21 protein-coding genes are annotated in these 21,696 nt (G+C 68.9%); 15 read left to right on the top strand and 6 right to left on the bottom strand.

From position 1 onward, the window contains the following. Positions 1-474 precede the first annotated feature (474 nt). Positions 475-2,439, bottom strand: coding sequence for a bifunctional tRNA (5-methylaminomethyl-2-thiouridine)(34)-methyltransferase MnmD/FAD-dependent 5-carboxymethylaminomethyl-2-thiouridine(34) oxidoreductase MnmC (gene mnmC / locus Bsp3421_RS30055; protein WP_274000107.1), 1,965 nt, complete (start codon positions 2,437-2,439; stop codon positions 475-477). Here mnmC and Bsp3421_RS30050 point away from each other — a divergent pair. Together Bsp3421_RS30050 and Bsp3421_RS30045 are read left to right on the top strand one after the other, a co-directional pair. Then, on the top strand, positions 2,438-2,812 hold the full coding sequence (locus tag Bsp3421_RS30050) for a hypothetical protein (RefSeq protein ID WP_274000106.1): 375 nt from the start codon (positions 2,438-2,440) through the stop codon (positions 2,810-2,812). The genes mnmC and Bsp3421_RS30050 overlap by 2 nt on opposite strands. Positions 2,813-2,830: 18 nt before the next feature. After that, positions 2,831-3,109 carry an HU family DNA-binding protein gene (locus Bsp3421_RS30045; protein ID WP_006401505.1) on the top strand — a complete coding sequence of 93 codons (279 nt, stop codon included), beginning with the start codon at positions 2,831-2,833 and terminating at the stop codon, positions 3,107-3,109. 100 nt (positions 3,110-3,209) lie between these two features. On the opposite strand, the gene Bsp3421_RS30040 is transcribed toward Bsp3421_RS30045, so the two are convergent. Together Bsp3421_RS30040 and Bsp3421_RS30035 are read right to left on the bottom strand one after the other, a co-directional pair. Next, positions 3,210-4,514: a GTP-binding protein gene (locus Bsp3421_RS30040; protein WP_273999801.1), complete on the bottom strand. Its 1,305-nt coding sequence runs from the start codon at positions 4,512-4,514 to the stop codon at positions 3,210-3,212. A 174-nt stretch (positions 4,515-4,688) separates the two neighbouring features. Continuing rightward, the gene (locus tag Bsp3421_RS30035) at positions 4,689-5,144 is read right to left on the bottom strand and encodes a lytic transglycosylase domain-containing protein (protein ID WP_443111606.1); all 456 of its coding nucleotides are present in this window, start codon (positions 5,142-5,144) and stop codon (positions 4,689-4,691) included. 429 nt (positions 5,145-5,573) lie between these two features. Between Bsp3421_RS30035 and gspD the strand changes: the two genes are divergently transcribed. The 3 genes from gspD to gspF are packed head-to-tail and all read left to right on the top strand — an operon-like array spanning position 5,574 to position 10,610. Next, entirely contained in the window at positions 5,574-7,874 is a 2,301-nt protein-coding gene (gspD, locus tag Bsp3421_RS30030) for a type II secretion system secretin GspD (protein WP_273999798.1), read from the top strand. Positions 7,875-7,894: 20 nt separating this feature from the next. After that, a complete protein-coding gene (gene gspE / locus Bsp3421_RS30025) occupies positions 7,895-9,388 on the top strand; it encodes a type II secretion system ATPase GspE (protein ID WP_274004406.1) in 1,494 nt (497 codons plus the stop codon). 4 nt (positions 9,389-9,392) lie between these two features. Next, positions 9,393-10,610: a type II secretion system inner membrane protein GspF gene (gene gspF, locus Bsp3421_RS30020; protein ID WP_273999797.1), complete on the top strand. Its 1,218-nt coding sequence runs from the start codon at positions 9,393-9,395 to the stop codon at positions 10,608-10,610. A 50-nt stretch (positions 10,611-10,660) separates the two neighbouring features. Here gspF and Bsp3421_RS30015 read toward each other — a convergent pair whose 3' ends face one another. Continuing rightward, on the bottom strand, positions 10,661-11,071 hold the full coding sequence (locus Bsp3421_RS30015; RefSeq protein ID WP_273999795.1) for a type II secretion system protein N: 411 nt from the start codon (positions 11,069-11,071) through the stop codon (positions 10,661-10,663). Between the two features lie 162 nt (positions 11,072-11,233). Here Bsp3421_RS30015 and gspG point away from each other — a divergent pair, with 162 nt between their 5' ends. The 8 genes from gspG to Bsp3421_RS29975 are packed head-to-tail and all read left to right on the top strand — an operon-like array spanning position 11,234 to position 17,170. Beyond that, positions 11,234-11,686, top strand: a complete 453-nt coding sequence (gspG, locus tag Bsp3421_RS30010) for a type II secretion system major pseudopilin GspG (RefSeq protein WP_273999794.1) — start codon at positions 11,234-11,236, stop codon at positions 11,684-11,686. 53 nt (positions 11,687-11,739) lie between these two features. After that, positions 11,740-12,231: a GspH/FimT family pseudopilin gene (locus Bsp3421_RS30005; protein WP_273999792.1), complete on the top strand. Its 492-nt coding sequence runs from the start codon at positions 11,740-11,742 to the stop codon at positions 12,229-12,231. After that, entirely contained in the window at positions 12,231-12,644 is a 414-nt protein-coding gene (gene gspI, locus Bsp3421_RS30000) for a type II secretion system minor pseudopilin GspI (protein WP_273999791.1), read from the top strand. The genes Bsp3421_RS30005 and gspI overlap by 1 nt, the downstream gene beginning before the upstream one ends. Continuing rightward, the gene (locus Bsp3421_RS29995; RefSeq protein WP_273999790.1) at positions 12,622-13,296 is read left to right on the top strand and encodes a PulJ/GspJ family protein; all 675 of its coding nucleotides are present in this window, start codon (positions 12,622-12,624) and stop codon (positions 13,294-13,296) included. Before gspI ends, Bsp3421_RS29995 begins: the two co-directional genes overlap by 23 nt. Before the next feature lies 1 nt (position 13,297). Continuing rightward, on the top strand, positions 13,298-14,422 hold the full coding sequence (gene gspK, locus Bsp3421_RS29990) for a type II secretion system minor pseudopilin GspK (RefSeq protein ID WP_273999789.1): 1,125 nt from the start codon (positions 13,298-13,300) through the stop codon (positions 14,420-14,422). Positions 14,423-14,446: 24 nt separating this feature from the next. Further along, positions 14,447-15,841: a type II secretion system protein GspL gene (gene gspL / locus Bsp3421_RS29985; protein ID WP_273999788.1), complete on the top strand. Its 1,395-nt coding sequence runs from the start codon at positions 14,447-14,449 to the stop codon at positions 15,839-15,841. After that, positions 15,838-16,344 (top strand): type II secretion system protein M, encoded by a 507-nt coding sequence (locus Bsp3421_RS29980; RefSeq protein WP_273999787.1) that lies wholly within the window; start codon positions 15,838-15,840, stop codon positions 16,342-16,344. Before gspL ends, Bsp3421_RS29980 begins: the two co-directional genes overlap by 4 nt. 43 nt (positions 16,345-16,387) lie before the next feature. Further along, positions 16,388-17,170 (top strand): type II secretion system protein N, encoded by a 783-nt coding sequence (locus Bsp3421_RS29975; protein ID WP_273999786.1) that lies wholly within the window; start codon positions 16,388-16,390, stop codon positions 17,168-17,170. Between the two features lie 149 nt (positions 17,171-17,319). Here the strand turns inward: Bsp3421_RS29975 and Bsp3421_RS29970 are convergent, their stop codons facing one another. Continuing rightward, a complete protein-coding gene (locus Bsp3421_RS29970) occupies positions 17,320-18,852 on the bottom strand; it encodes an efflux transporter outer membrane subunit (RefSeq protein WP_273999785.1) in 1,533 nt (510 codons plus the stop codon). A 208-nt stretch (positions 18,853-19,060) separates the two neighbouring features. Continuing rightward, positions 19,061-19,321 (bottom strand): multidrug ABC transporter ATPase, encoded by a 261-nt coding sequence (locus tag Bsp3421_RS29965; protein ID WP_273999784.1) that lies wholly within the window; start codon positions 19,319-19,321, stop codon positions 19,061-19,063. 194 nt (positions 19,322-19,515) lie between these two features. Here Bsp3421_RS29965 and Bsp3421_RS29960 point away from each other — a divergent pair, with 194 nt between their 5' ends. Both Bsp3421_RS29960 and Bsp3421_RS29955 read left to right on the top strand, forming a co-directional pair. Continuing rightward, positions 19,516-20,007 (top strand): MarR family winged helix-turn-helix transcriptional regulator, encoded by a 492-nt coding sequence (locus Bsp3421_RS29960; protein ID WP_273999782.1) that lies wholly within the window; start codon positions 19,516-19,518, stop codon positions 20,005-20,007. A 127-nt stretch (positions 20,008-20,134) separates the two neighbouring features. Continuing rightward, positions 20,135-21,691: a DHA2 family efflux MFS transporter permease subunit gene (locus tag Bsp3421_RS29955; RefSeq protein ID WP_273999780.1), complete on the top strand. Its 1,557-nt coding sequence runs from the start codon at positions 20,135-20,137 to the stop codon at positions 21,689-21,691. Positions 21,692-21,696: the final 5 nt, after the last annotated feature.

Below are 21,696 nucleotides of genomic sequence, written 5' to 3'. Positions count from 1 at the left end.
TGGGTGAAGGAACGCGCGGTCCTGATTCTTCAGATCGGGATCATCGCCAACCGTTCCGTTGATACGCCTGCGGCAGAGGCCGCGGGCATGCGAAGGAGACCGATTGTGCCACAGCTCGAACGGTCTGGACCGAATTTGCCGGGGCCCCGGCCGTCCAGCCAGGGCGTGTTGTATACCACAGTGGTTAACCTGTATGTATACGTAGTAGAAGTTAACAAGCCCCCTGCTTTTCTGTGGATAACCCAATTTTATTCAAACGGATCATGGGCTTGCATTCCGCAAAACCGGTTGCACAGTTGGTCCGGGTGCACAGGGATTCATTGAATAACTTTTTGACTACTGTGCGGCTGTGCGGAGTTACCCCGTTTACGTCCACATCGACTACACACGAGGATCACAGTCAATCAGCCCGGTTATCCACAGTGGTGCGTGGATAACTTTTCCGCCCGACTGTGCAATTTCCCCCGCCCAGGCTCAACCGACCCTGCGTTGCCGCAGCGCGCGAACCAGGAAACGGGCCGGATCGATCGCTTCCGCGAGGTCGCGTTCGATCGGCCAGGGTTCACCGTCGAGTTGCGCGGCGATCAGCTCCGCGCCGAGCGCGGCCCAGACGAGCCCGCGCGAACCGTAGCCGAACGCGCCATAGAGGCCCGCTGCGCGCGGCACGTCGAGCAAGCGCGCGCCGGTCAGGGCGTCGGCGTGCGCGGCGGCGGCGGCTTCGTCGCCGAGCATGCCGATCAGCGGCAGCCGATCGCTCGCGACGCAGCGGAATGCGACGCGGCCGTCAAGCGTTGCCGCATCGAGTCCGTTGGTTGCGCGATCCGGCAGCAGGCGCGCGAGGCGCGCCAGGTTCTCCGCGTGTCCGCTCGCGCGAGGCGCGGGGTCGAGGTCGTCCGGCTCATAGGTCGCACCGGTCAGCGTGCGTGAGTCCGCGAGCGGCACCGCATAGCCGTCGCCGATCACGGGCGCGCGCAACGAGGCAAACGCCGATGCCGGCAGGATGCTCAACTGGCCGCGCACCAGCTGGGTGGGCGCATGGCGCAGCCCGATCACACGCGCCGCGTCGCCGGCGTTCGCGACGATCGCGACGGGCGCTTGCGCAAGCAGCGTGCCTGTCGGATCGAACGCCTGCCAATCGCCGTCGGCGCCGCGCGCGAGTCGCGCGACGTCGACGCCCAGGCGTCGCGTGACGCGCGCCCCGCCCTGTTCGCACTGTGCGGCCGCGAGCGCGGCCGGGCTCACCGATCCGCCCGACGGGAACAGCCATCCACCGTGAGGAACGGCGGCGTCCAGCCGGTCGCGTGCGGCATCGCGCGACAACATCGACACCAGTGCGTCCGGCAGGCCCAATGCATCGAGCGCCGCCTGCATCCGCGCGAATTCCTCTTCGGACTCGGCAAGCTGCACGAGGCCCGCCGCGCTGCGGTCGAACGCATGGCCCGCCTCCTCGAGCGCGCGCCAGCGCAGCAGCGCATGCTGGAAGCCGGCGCGCGTGAGGCGCGCCGCGAGGTTGTCGTCGCGCGTGATCAGCGGATGGAACACGCCGGCCGGATTGCCCGAGGCCTCGGCGGCCGGTGCGGGATGCCGGTCGAGCAAGGTCACCTGCCAGCCGCGCGCCGCGAGTCGCTCAGCGAGCGCGCAGCCGGCGAGCCCCGCTCCGATCACGAGCGCGTCGCGGCGTGCGACGGGCGCGGCGCGTGGAGGTTCGTGACGCCGCACGCGCCAGCGTGGCGCGAACGCGCCGACCAGCATCGCGCGCTTGCTCGCGAAACCGTCGACCTTGCGCGGCGTGAAACCCGCGTCGTCGAGGGCGCGCCGTACCGCGCCCGAACTCGTATAGGTTGCAAAGGTCGCGTGTTCGTCGGCCAGCCGCGCAAGCGCGCGGAACACCGCGGGCGACCACATGTCGGCATTCTTCGCGGGCGCGAAGCCGTCGAGATAGATCGCATCCGCACGCAGCACCAGGTTCGGCAGCAATGCGCCCACGTCGCCGAACGCGAGCGTCAGCACGACGCGCCCCGCCTCGAATTCGAGACGATGCAGGCCGGGCGTGAGCATCGGCCACGCCCGCACGAGGGCCTCGACCTCGACCTCGATCGTTGTGTTCGCAACGATATGCGCGATGGCGCTTCGCAGGTCCTCGCGGCTGAACGGATGCTTTTCTATCGACACGAAATGCAGCCGTTCGCAGCGCGCGGGGTCCTTGCGCCAGGCTTCCCAGGTCGCGAGAAAATTGCATCCCGTGCCAAAACCAGTCTCGACGATCGTGAAAATGTGCCGGCCGTGCCAACGTTCCGGCAGGTCGTTGCCGCGCAGGAACACATGCCGGGCCTGCGCGAGCGCACCGGCCGCGCTGTGATAGATGTCGCCGTAACGCGGCGAAACGAGCGTGCCGTCGTCACGAAGGACGAGGGCGGCGGGAACGATTCGGTCGGGCATGCGAAACAAAAAAGAGTGGCGCCGACGCGCGACCGATCGCCGCGAAAGCCCCGCCCGGCAAGGCGTTGGCAAAAACCAACGCGTTTGCGCAAAGGTGGCCCGCGCCGCGTCGCATCAGGCTCGAAGGCCGTGCGCAAGCCTTGCGGACGGCCTTCGATTCGGCAAAATACGGATGAAAATCTTTGAAACCCTTGTCGTTATTGGGTTTGCGCTGCGCTATCATAGCAAGCGCCGTATCAACGGGCCTGCCGCCGGCGGGTCTGGCGGTACGTCGCGCGGCGCAGTATTCGGCGCTGTGCCGTCCACAGCAACTATCGACGGCACCGTTCGCGCACGTATAATCGGCGCGTTCGCGCTGTTCGTGTCAACCTAACCTGAGAAAGGAACCTTAATGAACAAACAGGAACTGATCGACGCCGTCGCCGCACAGACGGGCGCCAGCAAGGCTCAAACCGGCGAAACGCTGGACACGCTCCTCGAAGTCATCAAGAAGGCTGTGTCGAAAGGCGACGCAGTGCAACTGATCGGCTTCGGCAGCTTCGGTTCGGGCAAGCGTGCAGCACGCACCGGCCGTAACCCGAAGACGGGTGAAACCATCAAGATCCCGGCAGCCAAGACGGTCAAGTTCACGGCTGGCAAGGCGTTCAAGGACGCAGTGAACAAGCGTTGAGTACAGCGCTTGCGAACGGAAAAACCCGCCTGTGAGCGGGTTTTTTCATATCTGCGCGCAGCTTTTTCGCCACACTCCGCGCCGCGCTTTCAAGATTTAACTATTGGTGACGAGGGAGGATTTCGCCGTCGTGGTCATGATCGTGGTCGTGGTCATGCTCGTCGATGTCCCATGACGGGAACGGGTCCGGGTAGTGCGACCAGGCGGCTTGACCCTGCGCGTATTCGTCGTCGGTCAACAGACACGCGTCGAACTTCGCGCGCCAGGCCGGTGCGTCGAGGTGGATGCCGATCAGCACCAGTTCCTGGCGGCGATCGCCGATGCTCGAATCGTCGAGGTCGCCGTGCCAGTCCGCGGTGATTTCCGCGAGCAGCGCGTCGTCGCCCTCGGGCCATTCGGCACGATCCTGCGCGGCCCACCAGAGGCCGGCCGGCCCATGCCGGCACACCCCGCCCGCCTGCGACAGCGAACCCGCGACATCGGGGCGGGTCGCCAGCCAGAAGAATCCTTTGCTGCGCAACACGCCCTTCCACTCTTCGTGCAGCAGCGCCAGGAAGCGCTCCGGATGAAACGGCCGGCGCGCGCGATAGACGAAGTTGCCGATGCCGTACGCCTCCGCCTCGCCATGCACATGATCGTGATCATGCGCATGATGATGATCGTGGCCGTGCTGCTCGAGCGAGGCGAGCCAGCCAGGCGCGCTCGCGGCCGCATCGAAATCGAAGCGGCCGGTATTGATCAGTTCAGAGAGCGGCACGTCGCCGAAGCGGCTCACCACTTGCCGCGCGCGTGGATTGAGGCTCGCGAGGATCTTGCCCAGGCGCGCGAGCGCATCCGCGTCGACGAGGTCGGCCTTGTTGAGGACCAGCACGTCGCAGAATTCGATCTGCTCGATCAGCAGTTCGACGAGCGTGCGATCGTCGCCCTCGGACGCGGCGATGCCGCGTTCCGCGAGCGCGTCGTCGGAGCCGTAGTCGCGCAGGAAGTTGAACGCATCGACCACCGTGACCATCGTGTCGAGCCGGGCGAGATCGGCGAGCGACGCGCCGTCGTCGTCGACGAACGTGAAGGTCTCGGCGATCGGCATCGGTTCCGCGATTCCGGTCGATTCGATCACGATCGCGTCGAAGCGGCCCGCGGCGGCGAGCTGGCGGATCTCGACCAGCAGGTCGTCGCGCAGCGTGCAGCAGATGCAGCCGTTCGACATTTCGACGAGGCGTTCCTCGACATGCGACAACGCCGCCGCGTCGCGCACGAGCGAGGCGTCGATGTTGACCGCGGCGAGGTCGTTGACGATCACGGCGACCCGCAGGCCGGCGCGATTCGCGAGGATATGGTTGAGCAGCGTGGTCTTGCCGGCGCCGAGGAAGCCGGACAGCACGGTGACGGGCAATGGCTGGTTCATCGCGGTACGCACCAAGAAAAAAGGGAAAAGCGGCCGCGGCGCCCGAAAAGGACGGACCGGCGCCCCGCCGCGGCGGCGGGCGCCGTGCATGTGCGGCGTGAAAGCCGCATTGTGCATCAAACGGGACGGCGGGTCGCCTTCGGCGCGGGGCCGGCGCGCATGTCTGCTGACGGTCTACTGACGCGGATCGGCTGCCGGCAGCAGCTTCCACTGAGTGAGGATCGCGGCGATCTGGCGTGCGTACTTGTCGCGCAGCGACGGCGTTTCCGAGTGGTACGAGCCGATCGCCTGCCACGTGTTGCCGTACTTGTTCATCTTCTGGCGCAGGTGCCACGCCGCGATATAGACGTTCTTGCACGGTTCCATCAGCGTGTCGCGCGTGATGCCGTACTGCTTGAGCGCCGGCAGATGGATCGAATTGATCTGCATGATCCCGTAGTCGGTCGAGCCGTTCGCATTCTTGTTCAGCGCATCGGGGCGATTGCGCGACTCCTGCCATGCGATCGCGCGCAGGATCAGCGGATTGACCTTCTGATAACGGGCGGCCTCGTCGTAGCAATCGGCGCGCGCGGACGCGCTGGCGAATCCGGCGCCGGCAACGAGCACTGCGATCAGGAAACGGCGTTTCATCATCCCAAAAATAAACCGCTGATTGTTGATTGTTTACTGATGGTGTTGAATCGAGCCCCCAAACGGCCCGAGACCGGGAAAACCCGCAGACAGTTTTCACGCGTGGCCGACTGAGGCGCCCGTATCATACCGGCACCCGGGCGGGCCCACGAGGGCGGCCGGCGCGGGCTGACGGAATCTGACAGTAGCCGTTTATACCGCATTTTCGTTTTGGTTCTTATCAAATTAACGAAGAAGGCGATTCCCGGGCGAAGGAGGATGCTTACATACGGCATACGTCGCGCACGTCAATTTTTTATGTCGTATAGGAGACAGTGTTCGGTTCGATGTGATATTTCGGACACGAAAAGCTGCTAATGTCTGCGTTTTGAAATTGACTCAACGCATTACCGTCGGAAACGGCCACCGCCGGCATTGATCTACTACTCCATGACAAGAACTCGCATTGTTTTGCGGCGCGTCTCGACGGCGCTCGTCGTCGCCGGAATTGTCGCCGCACAGGCCGTCCACGCACAGGTCACGCTCAATTTCGCCAATGCGGACATCGACCAGGTCGCCAAGGCGATCGGCGCCGCGACGGGCAAGACGATCATCGTCGACCCGCGCGTCAAGGGCCAGCTGAACCTGGTATCCGAACGGCCGGTGCCCGAGGATCAGGCGCTGAAGACGCTGCAGGCGGCGCTGCGCATGCAGGGCTTCTCGCTCGTCCAGGACCACGGCGTGCTCAAGGTCGTGCCGGAAGCCGACGCCAAGCTGCAGGGCGTGCCGACCTATGTCGGCAACAACCCGCAGGCGCGCGGCGACCAGGTCATCACGCAGGTGTTCGAACTGCGCAACGAGTCGGCCAACAACCTGCTGCCGGTGCTGCGGCCGCTGATCTCGCCGAACAACACGATCACCGCGTACCCGGCCAACAATACGATCGTCGTCACCGACTACGCCGACAATGTCCGCCGGATCGCGCAGATCATCGCCGGCGTGGACACCGCGGCGGGCGCGCAGGTGGTGGTCGTGCCGCTGCACAACGCCAACGCGATCGACATCGCCACCCAGCTCGGCAAGCTGCTCGACCCGGGTGCGATCGGCAACACCGACGCGACCCTCAAGGTCACGGTGACCGCCGACCCGCGGACCAACGCGGTGCTGCTGCGCGCGTCGAACGCGTCGCGCCTCGCCGCCGCGAAGAAGCTGATCCAGCAGCTCGACGCGCCGAGCGGCGTGCCCGGCAACATGCACGTCGTGCCGCTGCGCAACGCCGACGCGACGAAGCTCGCGAAGACGCTGCGCGGCATGCTCGGCAAGGGCAGCGGCGACAGCAATTCGTCGGCCAGCTCGAATGACGCCAATTCGTTCAACCAGAACGGCTCGTCGTCGAACAGCAGCAACTTCGGGACCGGTTCGTCGGGCACCCCGCCGCTGCCGTCGGGCGGCCTCGGCGGTTCGTCGTCGGGCAGCGGCGGTTCGTCGGGCGGCAGCAACGGCAGCCTCGGCAGCGGCGGCCTGCTCGGCGGCGACAAGGACAAGGGCGACGACAACCAGCCGGGCGGCATGATCCAGGCGGACCCGGCCACCAATTCGCTGATCATCACGGCGTCCGATCCGGTCTACCGGAACCTGCGCGCGGTGATCGACCAGCTCGACGCGCGGCGCGCGCAGGTGTACATCGAGGCGCTCGTCGTCGAACTGCAGGCGACCACGGCCGGCAACCTCGGGATCCAGTGGCAGGTCGCGAACAACGCGCTGTTCGCCGGGACGAACCTGCCGGGTGGGACGTCGATCGGCGGTGCAGCGCTCGGCAACAGCATCGTCGGCCTGGCGGCGACCAGCGCCGGCCTCTCCTCGGTCACGAGCGGGCTGAACATCGGCTGGCTGCACAACATGTTCGGCGTGCAGGGGCTGGGTGCGCTGCTGCAGTTCTTCGCCGGTTCGAGCGACGCGAACGTGCTGTCGACGCCGAACCTGATCACGCTCGACAACGAGGAAGCGAAGATCGTCGTCGGCCAGAACATCCCGATTCCGACGGGTTCGTACTCGAACCTCACGAACGGCACGACGCCGAGCGCGTTCAATACCTACGACCGTCGCGACGTCGGTCTCACGCTGCACGTGAAGCCGCAGATCACCGAGGGCGGCATCCTGAAGCTGCAGCTCTACACCGAAGATTCGTCCGTGCTTCAATCTCAATCGGCCAGCAGCACCGCGGCCAATTCGCCCGGACCGACGTTCAACAAGCGCTCGATCCAGTCGACCGTGCTCGCGGACAACGGCGAGATCATCGTGCTCGGCGGCTTGATGCAGGATCAATACAACGTCAGCAACAACAAGGTGCCGCTGCTGGGCGACATTCCCTGGATCGGCCAGCTGTTCCGCTCGGAAGCCAAATCCCGCCAGAAAACCAACCTGATGGTGTTCCTGCGCCCCGTGATCATCAACGATCGCGAAACCGCGCAGGCCGTCACCGCGAACCGCTACGACTACATCCAGGGCGTGACGGGCGCATACAAGTCGGACAACAACATCATCAAGGACAAGGACGACCCGGTGGTCCCGCCGATGCCGCTCGGCCCGAGCCAGGGCGGCTCGCCGGCGCTGAACCTGTTCGACATCGACAAGATGCGCCGTCAGCAGGCGACGCCGCCCACGCCGGCCAGCACCCCGGCCGCGGCGCCCGCCGGCGCCGTGCCGTTCGGCACCGTGCCGACCACCGCAGCGCCGGGAGCCCAGCCGTGATGCCGACGCTCGCCGCCCCGATGGGCAGCCAGTCCGGCGGCGCCGGCGGGCCGGCGGGCGAGCGCGCGGCGCCCTCGCCGCTGGCCGCGCGCCTGCTGCCCTACGGCTTCGCCAAGGCCGGCCAGATCCTGATCGCGCACCAGCACGCGGACACGCTCGAGGTGTGGATCAGCGAACGCACGAGCGGCGCGGCGCTCGCCGAGGTCGCGCGCAATTTCGGCGCGGTGTCGGTGCAGCGCCTGCCTGCCGACGAACTCGCGCTCGCGATCAATCATGCGTACGCGCGCCAGGACGGCAGCGCGGCGCAGGTGGTCGGCGAGGTCGAGGGCGAGGTCGACCTGTCGCGCCTGATGCAGGACATTCCCGAGGTCGAGGATCTGCTCGAATCGGAAGACGACGCGCCGATCATCCGCATGATCAACGCGCTGCTCACGCAGGCCGCGCGCGAGCAGGCCTCGGACATCCACATCGAGCCGTTCGAGAACGCCTCGGTCGTGCGCTTCCGGGTCGACGGCACGCTGCGCGACGTGGTGCGCCCGAAGAAGGCGCTGCACGGCGCGCTGATCTCGCGGATCAAGATCATGGCGCAGCTCGACATCGCCGAGAAGCGCCTGCCGCAGGACGGCCGGATCACGCTGCGGGTCGGCGGCCGGCCGGTCGACGTGCGGGTCTCGACGCTGCCGACCGGGCACGGCGAGCGCGCGGTGCTGCGTCTGCTCGAGAAGGACGCGCAGCGCCTCAATCTCGAAGCGCTCGGGATGGGCCGCGACACGCTCGTGGAATTCGACCAGCAGATCTCCAAGCCGCACGGCATCGTGCTGGTCACGGGGCCGACCGGCTCGGGCAAGACGACTACGCTGTACGCGGCGATGTCGCGGCTCGAAACCACCACGACCAACATCATGACGGTCGAGGATCCGATCGAGTACGACCTTGCCGGCATCGGCCAGACCCAGGTCAACGAACGGATCGGCATGACCTTCGCGCGCGCGCTGCGCTCGATCCTGCGCCAGGATCCCGACGTGATCATGATCGGCGAAATCCGCGACCTCGAAACCGCGCAGATCGCCGTGCAGGCGTCGCTGACGGGCCACCTGGTGCTCGCGACGCTGCACACGAACGACGCGTCGTCGGCCGTGACCCGCCTGACCGACATGGGCGTCGAGCCCTACCTGCTCGCATCGTCGCTGCTCGGCGTGCTCGCGCAGCGCCTGGTGCGGCAGCTGTGCCCGGCCTGCAAGGAAGAGCGTCACGAGGACGGGCGCGTCGTCTGGCATCCGGTCGGCTGCGACAGGTGCAGCCATTCGGGCTATACCGGCCGGCGCGGGGTCTACGAACTGCTGGTGATCGACGATTCGATCCGCGCGCTGGTTCACCGCAACGCGCCCGATTCGGAAATCCTCGCGGCCGGCCGCGCGAACGGGATGCGCACGCTGCGCGACGACGCCGAGCGCTGGCTCGCGGCGGGCGCGACCTCGCTCGAGGAAGTGCTGCGCGTGACGGGAGGCGCGTAGCGCGATGCCGGCATTCCGTTTCGAAGCGATCGATTCCGCGGGCCGCGCGCAGAAGGGCGTGATCGACGCCGACAGCGCGCGCGCCGCGCGCGGCCAGTTGCGCACCCAGGGGCTCACGCCGCTCGTGGTCGAGCCGGCGGCCAGCCGCACGCGCGGCGAGCGCAGCCAGCGTCTCGCGCTCGGCCGCAAGCTGTCGCAGCGCGAACAGGCGATCCTGACCCGTCAGCTCGCGAGCCTGCTGACGGCCGGCCTGCCGCTCGACGAGGCGCTCTCGGTGCTGACCGAGCAGGCCGAACGCGACTACATCCGCGAGCTGATGGCCGCGATCCGCGCCGAAGTGCTGGGCGGCCATTCGCTCGCGAACGCGCTCTCCGAACATCCGCGCGATTTCCCGGACATCTACCGCGCGCTGGTGTCGGCGGGCGAGCACACCGGCAAGCTCGGCGTGGTGCTGTCGCGGCTCGCCGACTACATCGAGCAGCGCAACGCGCTCAAGCAGAAGATCGTGCTGGCGTTCACCTATCCCGCGATCGTCACGCTGATCGCGCTCGGCATCGTCACGTTCCTGCTCAGCTACGTGGTGCCGCAGGTGGTCAACGTGTTCGCGAGCACCAAGCAGCAATTGCCGATGCTCACGATCGTGATGATGGCGCTGTCCGATTTCGTGCGTCACTGGTGGTGGGCGATGCTGATCGCGGTGGCGCTCGTCGCCTACCTCGTGAAGGCGACGCTGTCGCGCGACGGGCCGCGGCTCGCGTTCGACCGCTGGCTGCTCACCGCGCCGCTGCTCGGCAAGCTGGTGCGCGGCTACAACACCGTGCGCTTCGCGAGCACGCTCGGGATCCTGAGCGCGGCCGGCGTGCCGATCCTGCGCGCGCTGCAGGCGGCGGGCGAGACGCTGTCGAACCGCGCGATGCGGGTCAACATCGACGATGCGATCGTGCGGGTGCGCGAGGGTTCGGCGCTGTCGCGCGCGCTCAACAACGTGAAGACGTTTCCGCCGGTGCTCGTGCACCTGATCCGCTCGGGCGAGGCGACGGGCGACGTGACGACGATGCTCGACCGCGCGGCCGACGGCGAGGCGCGCGAGCTGGAGCGCCGCACGATGTTCCTGACGAGCCTGCTGGAACCGCTCCTGATCCTCGCGATGGGCGGCATCGTGCTCGTGATCGTGCTCGCGGTGATGCTGCCGATCATCGAACTGAACAACATGGTGCAGTAACAGGGAACGACGACAGGGAGCCGCCCCGGCCGAGGGGGCGGCGCCGGCATTCAGCGCACGTAGATCGCGGGCGACGGGGTGTTGGCGGGCAGGAAGATCTCGGAGCGGGCGCCGTTGCGTTCGACGATCACCGAGCGGTCGCGGACTTCGGCGAGCTTCGCGCCCTGCGCGACCTCGGCGCCGAGCGACACGGCGCGCGGGGCGTCGCCGCCGATGCCGATGATCGCGGCCGCGCCGCGCTGCAGCGCGAGGATGCCGAACAGGTGGATGTCCTGTATCGGGCTGCGCGTGAGCTGGCCGCCGAACAACGCGGCGGCCTCCTCGGTGCGCAGCGGCGCGTGGGCGGCGGCGGCCGGTAGCGGGGCCTGATGCGCGGATAGCGTGACGGTCCAATAAGTGGCCGTCGCGCACAGCGCCGCAAACAGGGCGAGGGAAAGGATCCGGATCGAGAGCGCGTTCATGCGCCCTATTGTACGGATGAATGTGAAATTTGCGTTGGGTGGAAGTCACCAGCCGCACGCGACTTACAATGCGGCTTCACGCGGGCGTGCGGATGATCCGGCGCGCGGCCCGCGACTTTCGCTCACCGGTCATTTATTTATTTGAAAAAAGAGGTTTCAGTCATGCAAACGTGGATCACTCGCCGCTCGCAACACGCGCGCCGCCAACGCGGTTTCACGCTGATCGAGATCATGGTGGTGGTGGCGATTCTCGGCATCCTCGCGGCGCTGATCGTGCCGAAGATCATGAGCCGTCCGGACCAGGCGCGCGCGGTCGCGGCCAAGCAGGACATCGGCACCATCATGCAGGCGCTCAAGCTGTATCGTCTCGACAACGGCCGCTACCCGAGCCAGGACCAGGGCCTCGGCGCGCTGATCGCGAAGCCGAGCACCGATCCGATCCCGAACAACTGGAAGGACGGCGGCTACCTCGAGCGCCTGCCGAACGACCCGTGGGGCAATGCGTACAAGTACCTGAACCCGGGCGTGCACGGCGAGATCGACGTGTTCAGCTACGGCGCGGACGGCAAGGAAGGCGGCGAAGGCAACGACTCCGACATCGGCTCGTGGCAATAAACGCGTGACGGCGTCCGCCGCCCCGCCCGCCCGACTCATACGTCCAGTCCTTCATGCACGGATACGGCACGACTTCCCTCCCCGGCGCGCGCGGCCGCGCGCGCGGCTTCACGCTGCTCGAGATGCTGGTCGTGCTCGTGATCGCGGGCCTGCTGGTGTCGCTCGCCTCGCTGTCGATGCGGCGCAATCCGCGCACCGACCTGCGCGAGGAGGCGCAGCGGCTCGCGCTCCTGTTCGAGAGCGCCGGCGACGAGGCCCAGGTGCGCGCGCGGCCGATCGCGTGGCAGCCGACCGAGCATGGCTTCCGCTTCGACGTGCGCACGGCCGACGGCTGGCGTCCGCTGCGCGACGACCTGCTGCGTCCGCGCGGCTGGGACGGCGGCGTGACGGGCGCGGCGATCGACTATCCCGGCTCGGACACCCAGCCCGAGCGCGTCGTGTTCGGCACCGAGGCGATCGATACGCCGGTGCGTGTCACGCTCTATTCGTCGGTCGGCAGCATCGCGATCGTCGGCACCGGCAACGGCCGGTACGAGGTGCGCTGATGCGGCGCGCCCGATGCCTGCCCGCCGTGCCGGGCCGCCGCCGCGTCGGCGGCTTCACGATGATCGAGGTGCTGGTCGCGCTCGCGATCATCGCGGTCGCGCTCGCCGCATCGATCCGCGCGGTCGGCACCATGGCCAGCGATTCCTTGGAACTGCACGAGCGCCTGCTCGCGGGCTGGAGCGCCGACAACGCGCTGACCCAGCTGCGGCTCGCGCATGCCTGGCCCGAGATCGGCGAGCAGAGCTTCGATTGCTCGCAGGGCAACGTGCCGCTCACCTGCACGCAGCGCGTGAGCGCGACGCCGAATCCGGTGTTCCGGCGCGTCGAGGTGTCGGTGTCGATGAACGGCCGCAAGGGCATGCTCGCCCAAATGGTGACGGTGGTGGCGAATGAAACCAGCCGCTCGCTCTGAACACCTGCCGCGCGGCGTGCGCGGCTTCACGCTGATCGAGATGATGATCGCGATCACGATCCTCGCGGTCGTCGCGATCCTGTCTTGGCGCGGGCTCGACCAGGTGATGCGCGGTCGCGACAAGGTCGCGGGCGCGATGGAGGACGAGCGCGTGTTCGCGCAGATGTTCGACCAGATGCGCACCGATGCGCGCCGCGCCACGACCGACGACGAAGCCGGCGAACCGGCGATCCGGGTCGCGGGCGACACGCTGCAGATCGTGCGCGACCTCGACCCGCCCGGCGCGGCGCCGCGCCTGCAGGTGGTGCGCTACCGGATCTCGGGCGGGCGCGTCGTGCGCTATGCGTCGCCGCCGCTCGGCACGATCGGCGACCTGCGCAGCGCGCTGCACGGCGACAGCACCGAGGGCTGGAGTGCGGTGCCGCTGATGCGCGGCGTCGGCGCGATCACCGCGCGCCTCTACGTGCCGCGGGTCGGCTGGACCACCAGCATGCCCGACGCCGACGATGCGCTCGCGCAGAACAACAACGCGCTGAAGGTGCCGATGCTCGGCAATGCGCCGCCGCCGCGCGCGGTGACGGGCCTCGAGGTCAGCATCGGCGCGACCTCGCTGAAGGCGCCGATCGCGCGCGTCTTCCTGGTCGGAGAGTGACATGCGCGCCCCGCTTTCCTTCCCCTTCAAGCGCGCCGCGCGCCGCGCCGTCATCGCACCGCAGCGCGGCGTTGCGATCATCAGTGCGCTGCTCGTGGTCGCGCTGGCCGCGATCCTGGTGTCGGGCATGCTGTGGCGCCAGCAGGTGCAGGTGCGGCGCATCGAGAACCAGCGGCTGATCGCGCAGGCGCAGTGGGTCGCGCGCGGCGCGCTCGACTGGACCCGCATGATCCTGCGCTCGGAAGGCGACACGTCGCCGACCGTCACCTACCTGGGCGGCATCTGGGCGGTGCCGATCGCGAAGACCAAGCTGTCCGAGTTCCTCGGGCGGATCGGCGCGCCCGGCGCGCAGGATGCGACGGACACCTATCTGTCGGGCTCGATCGAGGATGCGCAGGCGAAGTTCAACCTGCGCAACCTGGTGACCTCGCCCGCGCCCGGCAAGCTGCAGTTGAACGCGCTGCAGGTGCAGACGTTCCAGCGGCTGCTGACCTCGCTCGGGCTCGATTCGCAACTCGCGAAGACGGTCGCGCGCCATATGCGCAAGGCGCTGTCGCAGTCGGCGCTGCGCTTCCAGTCGGCGGCGCTGCCGGGCGCGACGAGCGCGCCGATCGTGATGCCGGACGGCGGCGGCACGACCGGCAGCGAGAGTTTCAGCGACGACCCGGGCCTGTCCGACAGCAACGACAACCGCGGCGCGATCCCGCTGATGATGACGAGCGTCGATTCGCTGCTCGACGTCGACGGCGTCACGCCCGAGATGGTCGCGCGGCTGCGCCCGTTCGTCACGGTGCTGCCGACGACCACGCCCGTCAACCTGAACACCGCGCCCGCCGAGGTGATCGCGGCGCTGGTGCCGGGCCTGTCGGTGTCGAGCGCGCAGATGCTGGTGTCGCGCCGCGAGACCGTGTTCTTCCGCAACGTCGGCGACGTGCAGCTCGCGCTGCGCGCCGCTGGCGCGCCGAACGCGAACCTCGATTCGAGCCAGATCGACGTCACGACCAGTTATTTCATCGTGCGGGGCCGCATCGAGCACGATCGCGCGGAGGTGGATCGCACGTCGCTCGTGTATCGTGATCCGACCACGCACACGACGCGCATCGTGCGCATCCGCGACCAGCTATAACAACGCCATTCGGGAGAGGAGCTCTTGAGCACGTTGATCGTTTTACTGCCGCCGCGCGAGCCGGCCGCGTCCTTGCAGGAGTGGCAATGGCCCGAGCTGTCGTTCGCGCTCGTCGACAAGGCCGGCCACCTGCAGCGCGCGGGCCGCGCCGCGTTCACGCTGCTGCCGCAGGCCGCGTCGACGGTGCTCGTCGTCGCCGCGCGCGACCTGCTGATGCTCGCGGCCAGCGTGCCGCCGCTGAAGGGCCCGAAGCTGCGGCAGGCCTTGCCGAACATCATCGAGGATCAGCTGATCCAGGATCCGCAGGGCTGCCATATCGCGCTCGACCCCGCCGCGCTCGCCGACGGCCGCCGCGTGCTGGCCGTCATCGACCGCACCTGGTTCCGCTTCGTCATCGACGCGTTCGCGGGCGCGGGTCACCGCCACGTGCGCGCGGTGCCCGCGACCCGCTGCCTGCCGCTGCCGCGCGAGGTGACGGCGCCGCATGACGTGGCCGTGCTCGCGACGGCGGATGCCGCCGCCGCCCTCGCCGACGGTGAGGACGGCGCCGAGGCGGCCGGTGCGGACGAACGGCATGCGCCGTTCGTCGCGGCGGTGCTGGGCGTCGCGCTGACCAGCGCACCGTCGCTCGCGGAAGAAGCGACCGACGTGCCGGCCGCGCCGCTCGCGCCGCGGCTCGAACTCGCGCTCGCGCGCGGCCCGCTCGGCGAAGGCTTCGCCGCGCCGGCCCCGGCGGCGGGCGCGACGCTCGCCGCGCTCGCGGGCCCGCTGCCGTTCGACCTGTACGAACTGGGCGAACCGGGCGCGGAGCCGCAGCTGGCGTCGATCAAGCCGCGCGACGACGCGCGCCTGCTGCCGGGCGCGACGCTGCTGCCGTTCGATGCGTTCGCGCGCCGGGCGCTCGACGAATCGTTCGACCTGTGCCAGTTCGAGTTCGAGGTCACGCCGTGGCGCTTCGACCGCGCGACGCTGCGGCGGCTGCGGCTGCCCATCGGGCTCGCCGCGCTGACGCTCGTGGTCGCGGTGATCGGCATGAATCTCGACTGGTGGCGGCTCGCGCGCGAGCGCGATGCGCTGTCCGCGCAGATCACCGAGACGCTGCTGTCCGCCTTCCCGAAGACCACGACGGTGCTCGATCCGTCCGCGCAGATGTCGCGCCAGCTCGACCAGCTGCGGGTCGCGGCGGGCGAGCTGTCGCCGAACGACTTCCTCGCGCTCGCGAGCGGGGTGGCCCGCTCGCTCGGGCCGCTGCCGGCGAACGGCATCGCCTCGCTCGACTATCACGACCGTCGCCTCGACGTCGGCTTCAAGCCCGAGGTCAAGGTCGATCCCGATTTCAACCAGCGGCTTGCGCGCAACGGTCTCACGGGCGAGATCGACAGCAGCACGGGCAAGTGGACCATCCGGAGCCGCTCATGAACAAGACCGAGCTGAACGAAACCCTGACCCAGTTCTGGGACGAACGCACGAACCGCGAGAAGCAGCTGATCGGCTGGGGCGGCGGCGTGCTCGCGCTCGTGATCGCCTATTCCATGCTGTGGTCGCCCGCGCAGGAAGGCCGCGACAAGATCCGCCGCGCGCTGCCGGTGATGCAGCAGCAGCTCGCGCAGATGATGGCCCAGGCCAACGAGGCGCGCCCGCTCGTCGCGGCCGCGCAGGGCGTCGCGCCGACGGGCCTTGCGCTCAAGGATGCGCTGACCGCCTCGCTGTCCGACCACGGCTTCGTGGGCGCGCAGGTGCAGGTGGTGGGCAACGGCGTGCAGATCCAGCTGAAGAACGCCGCGTTCCCGCTGTGGACGCAGTGGCTCGACGACGTGCGCCGGCAGTTCAAGGCGCAGGTGGTCGAGGCGCACGCGACCGCGCTCAAGGAGGACGGCCAGGTCGACCTGACCGCGGTGCTGCAGCCGGCGGGGGCCAAGTGAGCACGACGGTCGAACGCCGGGCGCGGCGGGCGCGATCGCGCCGATGACCCGCCGGATACGCGTGCGGGCCGCGCTGCCGTGGCTTGCCGTCGGCGCGGTCGCGATGGGGATCACGCTCGTCACGCTGTTGCCCGCCGCCTGGGTCACCCCGCAATTCGCGCGGGCGACGGGCGGCCATGTGAATCTCGTCAATCCGTCCGGCTCGCTGTGGCAGGGCTCGGCGACGCTGCTGCTCGCGCCCGGCGCGGATCGCAGCGCGTCGACGCTGCTGCCGGGACGGGTCGAGTGGCATACCGAATTCTGGCCGCTGTTCGGCGGCCGGGTGCGGATGCGGATGCTGCAGACCGATGCGATGCCCGACGCGGTGACGCTCGATGCGACGCTGCGCGGCGCGACGCTGTCGGCGGGTGCGATGGCGGTGCCCGCGTCGCTGCTCGCGGGGCTCGGCACGCCGTTCAACACGCTCGACCTGCAGGGCGACGTGCGGATCGGCTGGACCGACTGGCGGTTGATCGGCAACGACGCGTTCGGCCAGCTGACCGTGACGATCACCGGGATGAGTTCGCGGGTGTCGCGCGTGAAGCCGCTCGGCGACTATCGTGCGGTGCTGCAGGCGCAGGGCGCGGCCTCGACGCTCGATCTCGCGACCCTCAAGGGGCCGCTGACGTTGACCGGGCGCGGCGACTTCGGTCCGAACCAGGCGTCGTTCCGCGGCAACGCGAGCGCGACGCCCGAGCAGCGCGACAATCTCGCCGGGCTGCTGAACCTGCTCGGCCACCCGGTCGGGGACGGCTCGGTGTCGCTGATCTACGGCGGCGCCCCCTGAGCGTGATGCGCCCGGGGGGCGCTCCCGGCGATTTACCCCTGGCGTCTCGCCGTGACGGTCTCGCCGTTACGGCGGGACCGTCATGTTTTCGCTCTCGGGGCCTCGCCCTCACAGAGCCGCGCGCCCAAGCCCCCGCATCCCTTGAGCACCTACTCCTGCGCGAGCGGCGTCGGCGCGGCGGCCGCGCCTGACGCGGGCGGGGCCTGCATGCCGCCCGTCTCGCGCGCCATCTGCGACGCATCCCAGCCGCCGCCCAGCGCCTTCACGAGGCCCACCGACGCCACCATCCGTTGGCCGGCGAGGCTCGCGAGCTTCTGCTTGGTGCTGAACGCGGTGGTCTGCGCGGTCAGCACGTTCAGGTAGGCGACGGTGCCCGCCTTGTACTGGTTCAGCGTGATGTCGAGCGCGTGCTGCGCGGAATCGACGGCCTGCCGCTGCACGACGACTTCGTTTTCGAGGATCCGCAGCGACGCGAGATTGTCCTCGACGTCCTGGAAGGCCGACAGCACGGTCGAGCGGTAGGTCGCGACGTCCTGGTCGTAGGTCGCGCGCGCGGCCTCGGTCTGCGCGCGGCGCAGGCCGGCGTCGAACAGCGTCGCGGCGAGCTGCGGGCCGACCGTCCAGAAGCGCGACGGCAGCGTGAACAGCGACGACCACACCGAACTCTGGAAGCCGCCCGTCGCGGACAGCGTGAGGGTCGGGAAGAACGCGGCGATGGCCACCCCTATCTGCTCGTTCGCGGCGGCCGCGCGGCGTTCCGCGGCGGCCACGTCCGGGCGTCGTTCGAGCAGCGCCGACGGCACGTCGGGCGGGGTGGTCGGCGGTTCGGCCGCGAGCGGCATCGGCGGCAGCGAGAAGGTCGACGCGGGTTCGCCGACGAGTGTCGCGATCGCGTGCTCGTATTGCGCGCGGGCCACGCCGTTGTCGATCGCGGCGGCCTGCGCCGATTGCAGCTGCGTCTGCGCCTGGATCACGTCCGAGCGCGCCGCGACGCCCTGCGCGTATTGGTTCTCGGTCAGTTGCAGCGACTTCTGGTACGACGCGACCGTGCCGTCGAGCAGCTGTTGCGTGGCGTCGGCCGCGCGCAGCTGGAAATAGGTCTGCGCGAGCGTCGCCTGCGCGGACAGCCGCGCGTTCGCGAGATCGGCCGCGGCGGCCGATTCGCCCGCCTTCTGCGCGCTGACGGTGCGGCTCACCTTGCCCCACAGATCGGGCTCCCACGACGCGTCGAGGCCGACGTTGTAGCTGTTGCCGACGCTGCGCGGGGTGCCGGTCGAGACCGAACTGCCGCCCGACGACAGCGCGCTGCCCGCGCGGCTGCCGCTCGCGGTCAGGCCGACGGTCGGGAAGTAGGCGGCGCGCGCCTGGTCGACGAGCGCGCGGGCCTGCCGATAGGCGGCCGCGTACTGCGCGACGGTCTGGTTCGAGGTGTTCACGCGCGCGACCAGCGCGTCGAGCTGCGGATCGCCGTAGACCGCCCACCAGGCGCCGCGGTCGGTGCGGTCGGCCGGCTGCGCGACCTTCCAGCCGGCCGGCGCTTCCTTGAACGCGGCGGGAATCGCGGTGTCGGGGCGATGGTAGTCGGGGCCGACGGCGCAGCCGGCGAGCAGCACGGCGGTCGCGACGGCGACTGCGGCGGCGCTCAGCGTGCGGGCGGCGCGCGGAAAGGGGGCTTGCGGCATGGTCTGGATTCCTTCGGGGCGGCGCGTCTGCGACATGGGCAAACGGGCGGGGCGGCCGTGTTCGCGGCGTGTGGCCGGAATGGTAACTGACGGATACGGGAATGCGCAGACGGAAGGGTAAAGCGGGGACGGGGCGCGATGTGTTACCGGCGCGGCGGGCCGGTTTACCGTCCGTTACGCGCGCGGGCGCTACGGCGGCGGGAAGGCGTCAGTGGCAGTGCGCGGCGGCGGGCCATGTCGACGGCTCCTGCGCCGCCTCGCCCCCCTGTCCCGCGCCGGCCTGCGCGGCGCGATGCCGGCGGTGGTCGAACCACGCGAACCCGAGCGCCGCGAGCGAACCGCCGGGCACCACCAGCATCGCGACGTAGAGCGCGATCTTCCAGCCGCGGTGCGGGCCGGCGAACGCGTGGTGGGCGGTATCGGACAGGCTGCGGCGCAGCGCGCCGGCGGCATTTTTCAGGAACAGCATCGCGGCATCCTCGGGACGCGGCGCGGCGGCGGCGCGTCGATCACAGCAGTCGGAACATCGGGTCGGGCGGCATGGGCCGCGCGTAACTCATTGCCTGAAATAATATTGACTATGCAATTAGTTTTCAAGATACTGGCCGCGTCTTTCGCGGCAATGCACTGTTGCCGTCTCCGCAACCGACCCCGGCATGCCGGATGAGCGAACTCTACGATCCCCAGCACATCGAGCTTGAATCGAGCCTCGGCTATTACCTGACGAAGGCGCGCCAGGCGCTGTTCGAACGGATGGACCGCGCGCTCGGGCCGCTCGACCTGACGGCGCAGCAGATCGGCGTGATCCTGCTGCTCGCGCGCGGCAATGCGCGCACGCCGTTCGAGCTGTCGCGCAAGCTGTCGTACGACAGCGGCTCGATGACCCGCCTGCTGGACCGCCTCGAGAAGAAGGATTTCATCAGCCGCGCGCGCAGCGCGTCGGATCGGCGCGTGATCGAGCTGAGCCTGACCGCGCGCGGCGCGGATGCGGCGCGTGCGCTGCCGGGCGTGATCGCGGGCGAACTGAACGCGCAGCTCACGGGCTTTTCCGCCGACGAACTGAGCACCCTCACCGCGCTCCTGCAGCGCTTCATCGCCAACGGGCCGCCGGACGGCCGCGCGTGCGTCAAGCAGGAGGATCCGCCGGCGCGCTAGCCGCGCGGCGCAGTCATCGATTTATTCAGTGGACGCTTATTTATCTGTCTGGGCAGAAGCCGACTCTGCATGCATGATCCGGCCGCCCGAACCATGCCGGGGCGCGCGCGCTCCTTGGGAGAGACTCATGGCCGCGACGGCCCCCGCCACTGCTTCCGCCGAACCCGCGCCGCTATCGGGCGGCGTGCTCGCGCTGCTCACCGTCGGGCTCGCGCTCGGCACCTTCATGGAGGTGCTCGACACCTCGATCGCCAATGTCGCCGTGCCGACCATCTCCGGCAGCCTCGGCGTCGCGACGAGCGAAGGCACCTGGGTGATCTCGTCGTATTCGGTCGCCTCCGCGATCGCGGTGCCGCTGACCGGCTGGCTCGCGCGCCGGGTCGGCGAGGTGCGGCTCTTCACGCTGTCGGTGCTCGCGTTCACGATCGCGTCCGCGCTGTGCGGGTTCGCGACCAATTTCGAGTCGCTGATCGCGTTCCGGCTGTTGCAGGGGCTCGTGTCCGGCCCGATGGTGCCGCTCTCGCAGACCATCCTGATGCGCAGCTATCCGCCCGCGAAGCGCGGCCTCGCGCTCGGCCTGTGGGCGATGACGGTGATCGTCGCGCCGATCTTCGGCCCGGTGATGGGCGGCTGGATCACCGACAACTACACCTGGCCCTGGATCTTCTACATCAACCTGCCGATCGGGATCTTCTCGGCCGTGTGCGCATACTTCCTGCTGCGCGGCAGGGAGACGAAGACCACCCGGCAGCGGATCGACGCGATCGGGCTCGCGCTGCTCGTGATCGGCGTGTCCTGCCTGCAGATGATGCTCGACCTCGGCAAGGACCGCGACTGGTTCAATTCGCGCTTCATCGTCGCGCTCGCGCTGATCGCGGTCGTCGCGATCGCGTTCATGCTGGTGTGGGAGACCACCGAGAAGGAGCCGATCGTCGACCTGTCGCTGTTCAAGGACCGCAACTTCGCGCTCGGCGCGCTGATCATCTCGTTCGGCTTCATGGCCTTCTTCGGCTCGGTCGTGATCTTCCCGCTGTGGCTGCAGACCGTGATGGGCTACACGGCCGGGATCGCCGGCCTCGCGACCGCGCCCGTCGGCCTGCTCGCGCTCGTGCTGTCGCCGCTGATCGGCCGCAACCTGCACCGGCTCGACCTGCGGATGGTCGCGAGCTTCGCGTTCGTCGTGTTCGCTGGCGTGTCGTTCTGGAATTCCACCTTCACGCTCGACGTGCCGTTCAACCACGTGATCCTGCCGCGCCTCGTGCAGGGGATCGGCGTCGCGTGCTTCTTCGTGCCGATGACCACCATCACGCTGTCGAGCATCAGCGACGAGCGGCTCGCGAGCGCGTCCGGGCTGTCGAACTTCCTGCGCACGCTGTCGGGCGCGATCGGCACCGCCGTCAGCTCGACCTACTGGGAGAACGACGCGATCTACCACCACGCGGTGCTGTCGGAATCCGTCAACGTCTACGCGCAGAACACCACCGCCTACCAGGACGCGCTCGCGCAGCTCGGCGTCGTCGGCCAGGTGTCGAGCGCGCAGATCAACCAGCTCGTCACGCAGCAGGGCTTCATGATGGCGACCAACGATTTCTTCTACCTGTCGGGGCTCGCGTTCATCGGGCTCTCGCTGCTGGTCTGGGTGACCAAGCCGAAGAAGGGCTTGGGGCCCGCGCTCGGGCATTGAGCGCC

It is taken from the genome of Burkholderia sp. FERM BP-3421 (genome assembly GCF_028657905.1).
In the GTDB taxonomy this organism is placed as follows: Bacteria; Pseudomonadota; Gammaproteobacteria; order Burkholderiales; family Burkholderiaceae; genus Burkholderia.
Note: the sequence above shows the minus strand (reverse complement) of the source record. Positions and strands in the feature narration are given on the sequence as shown.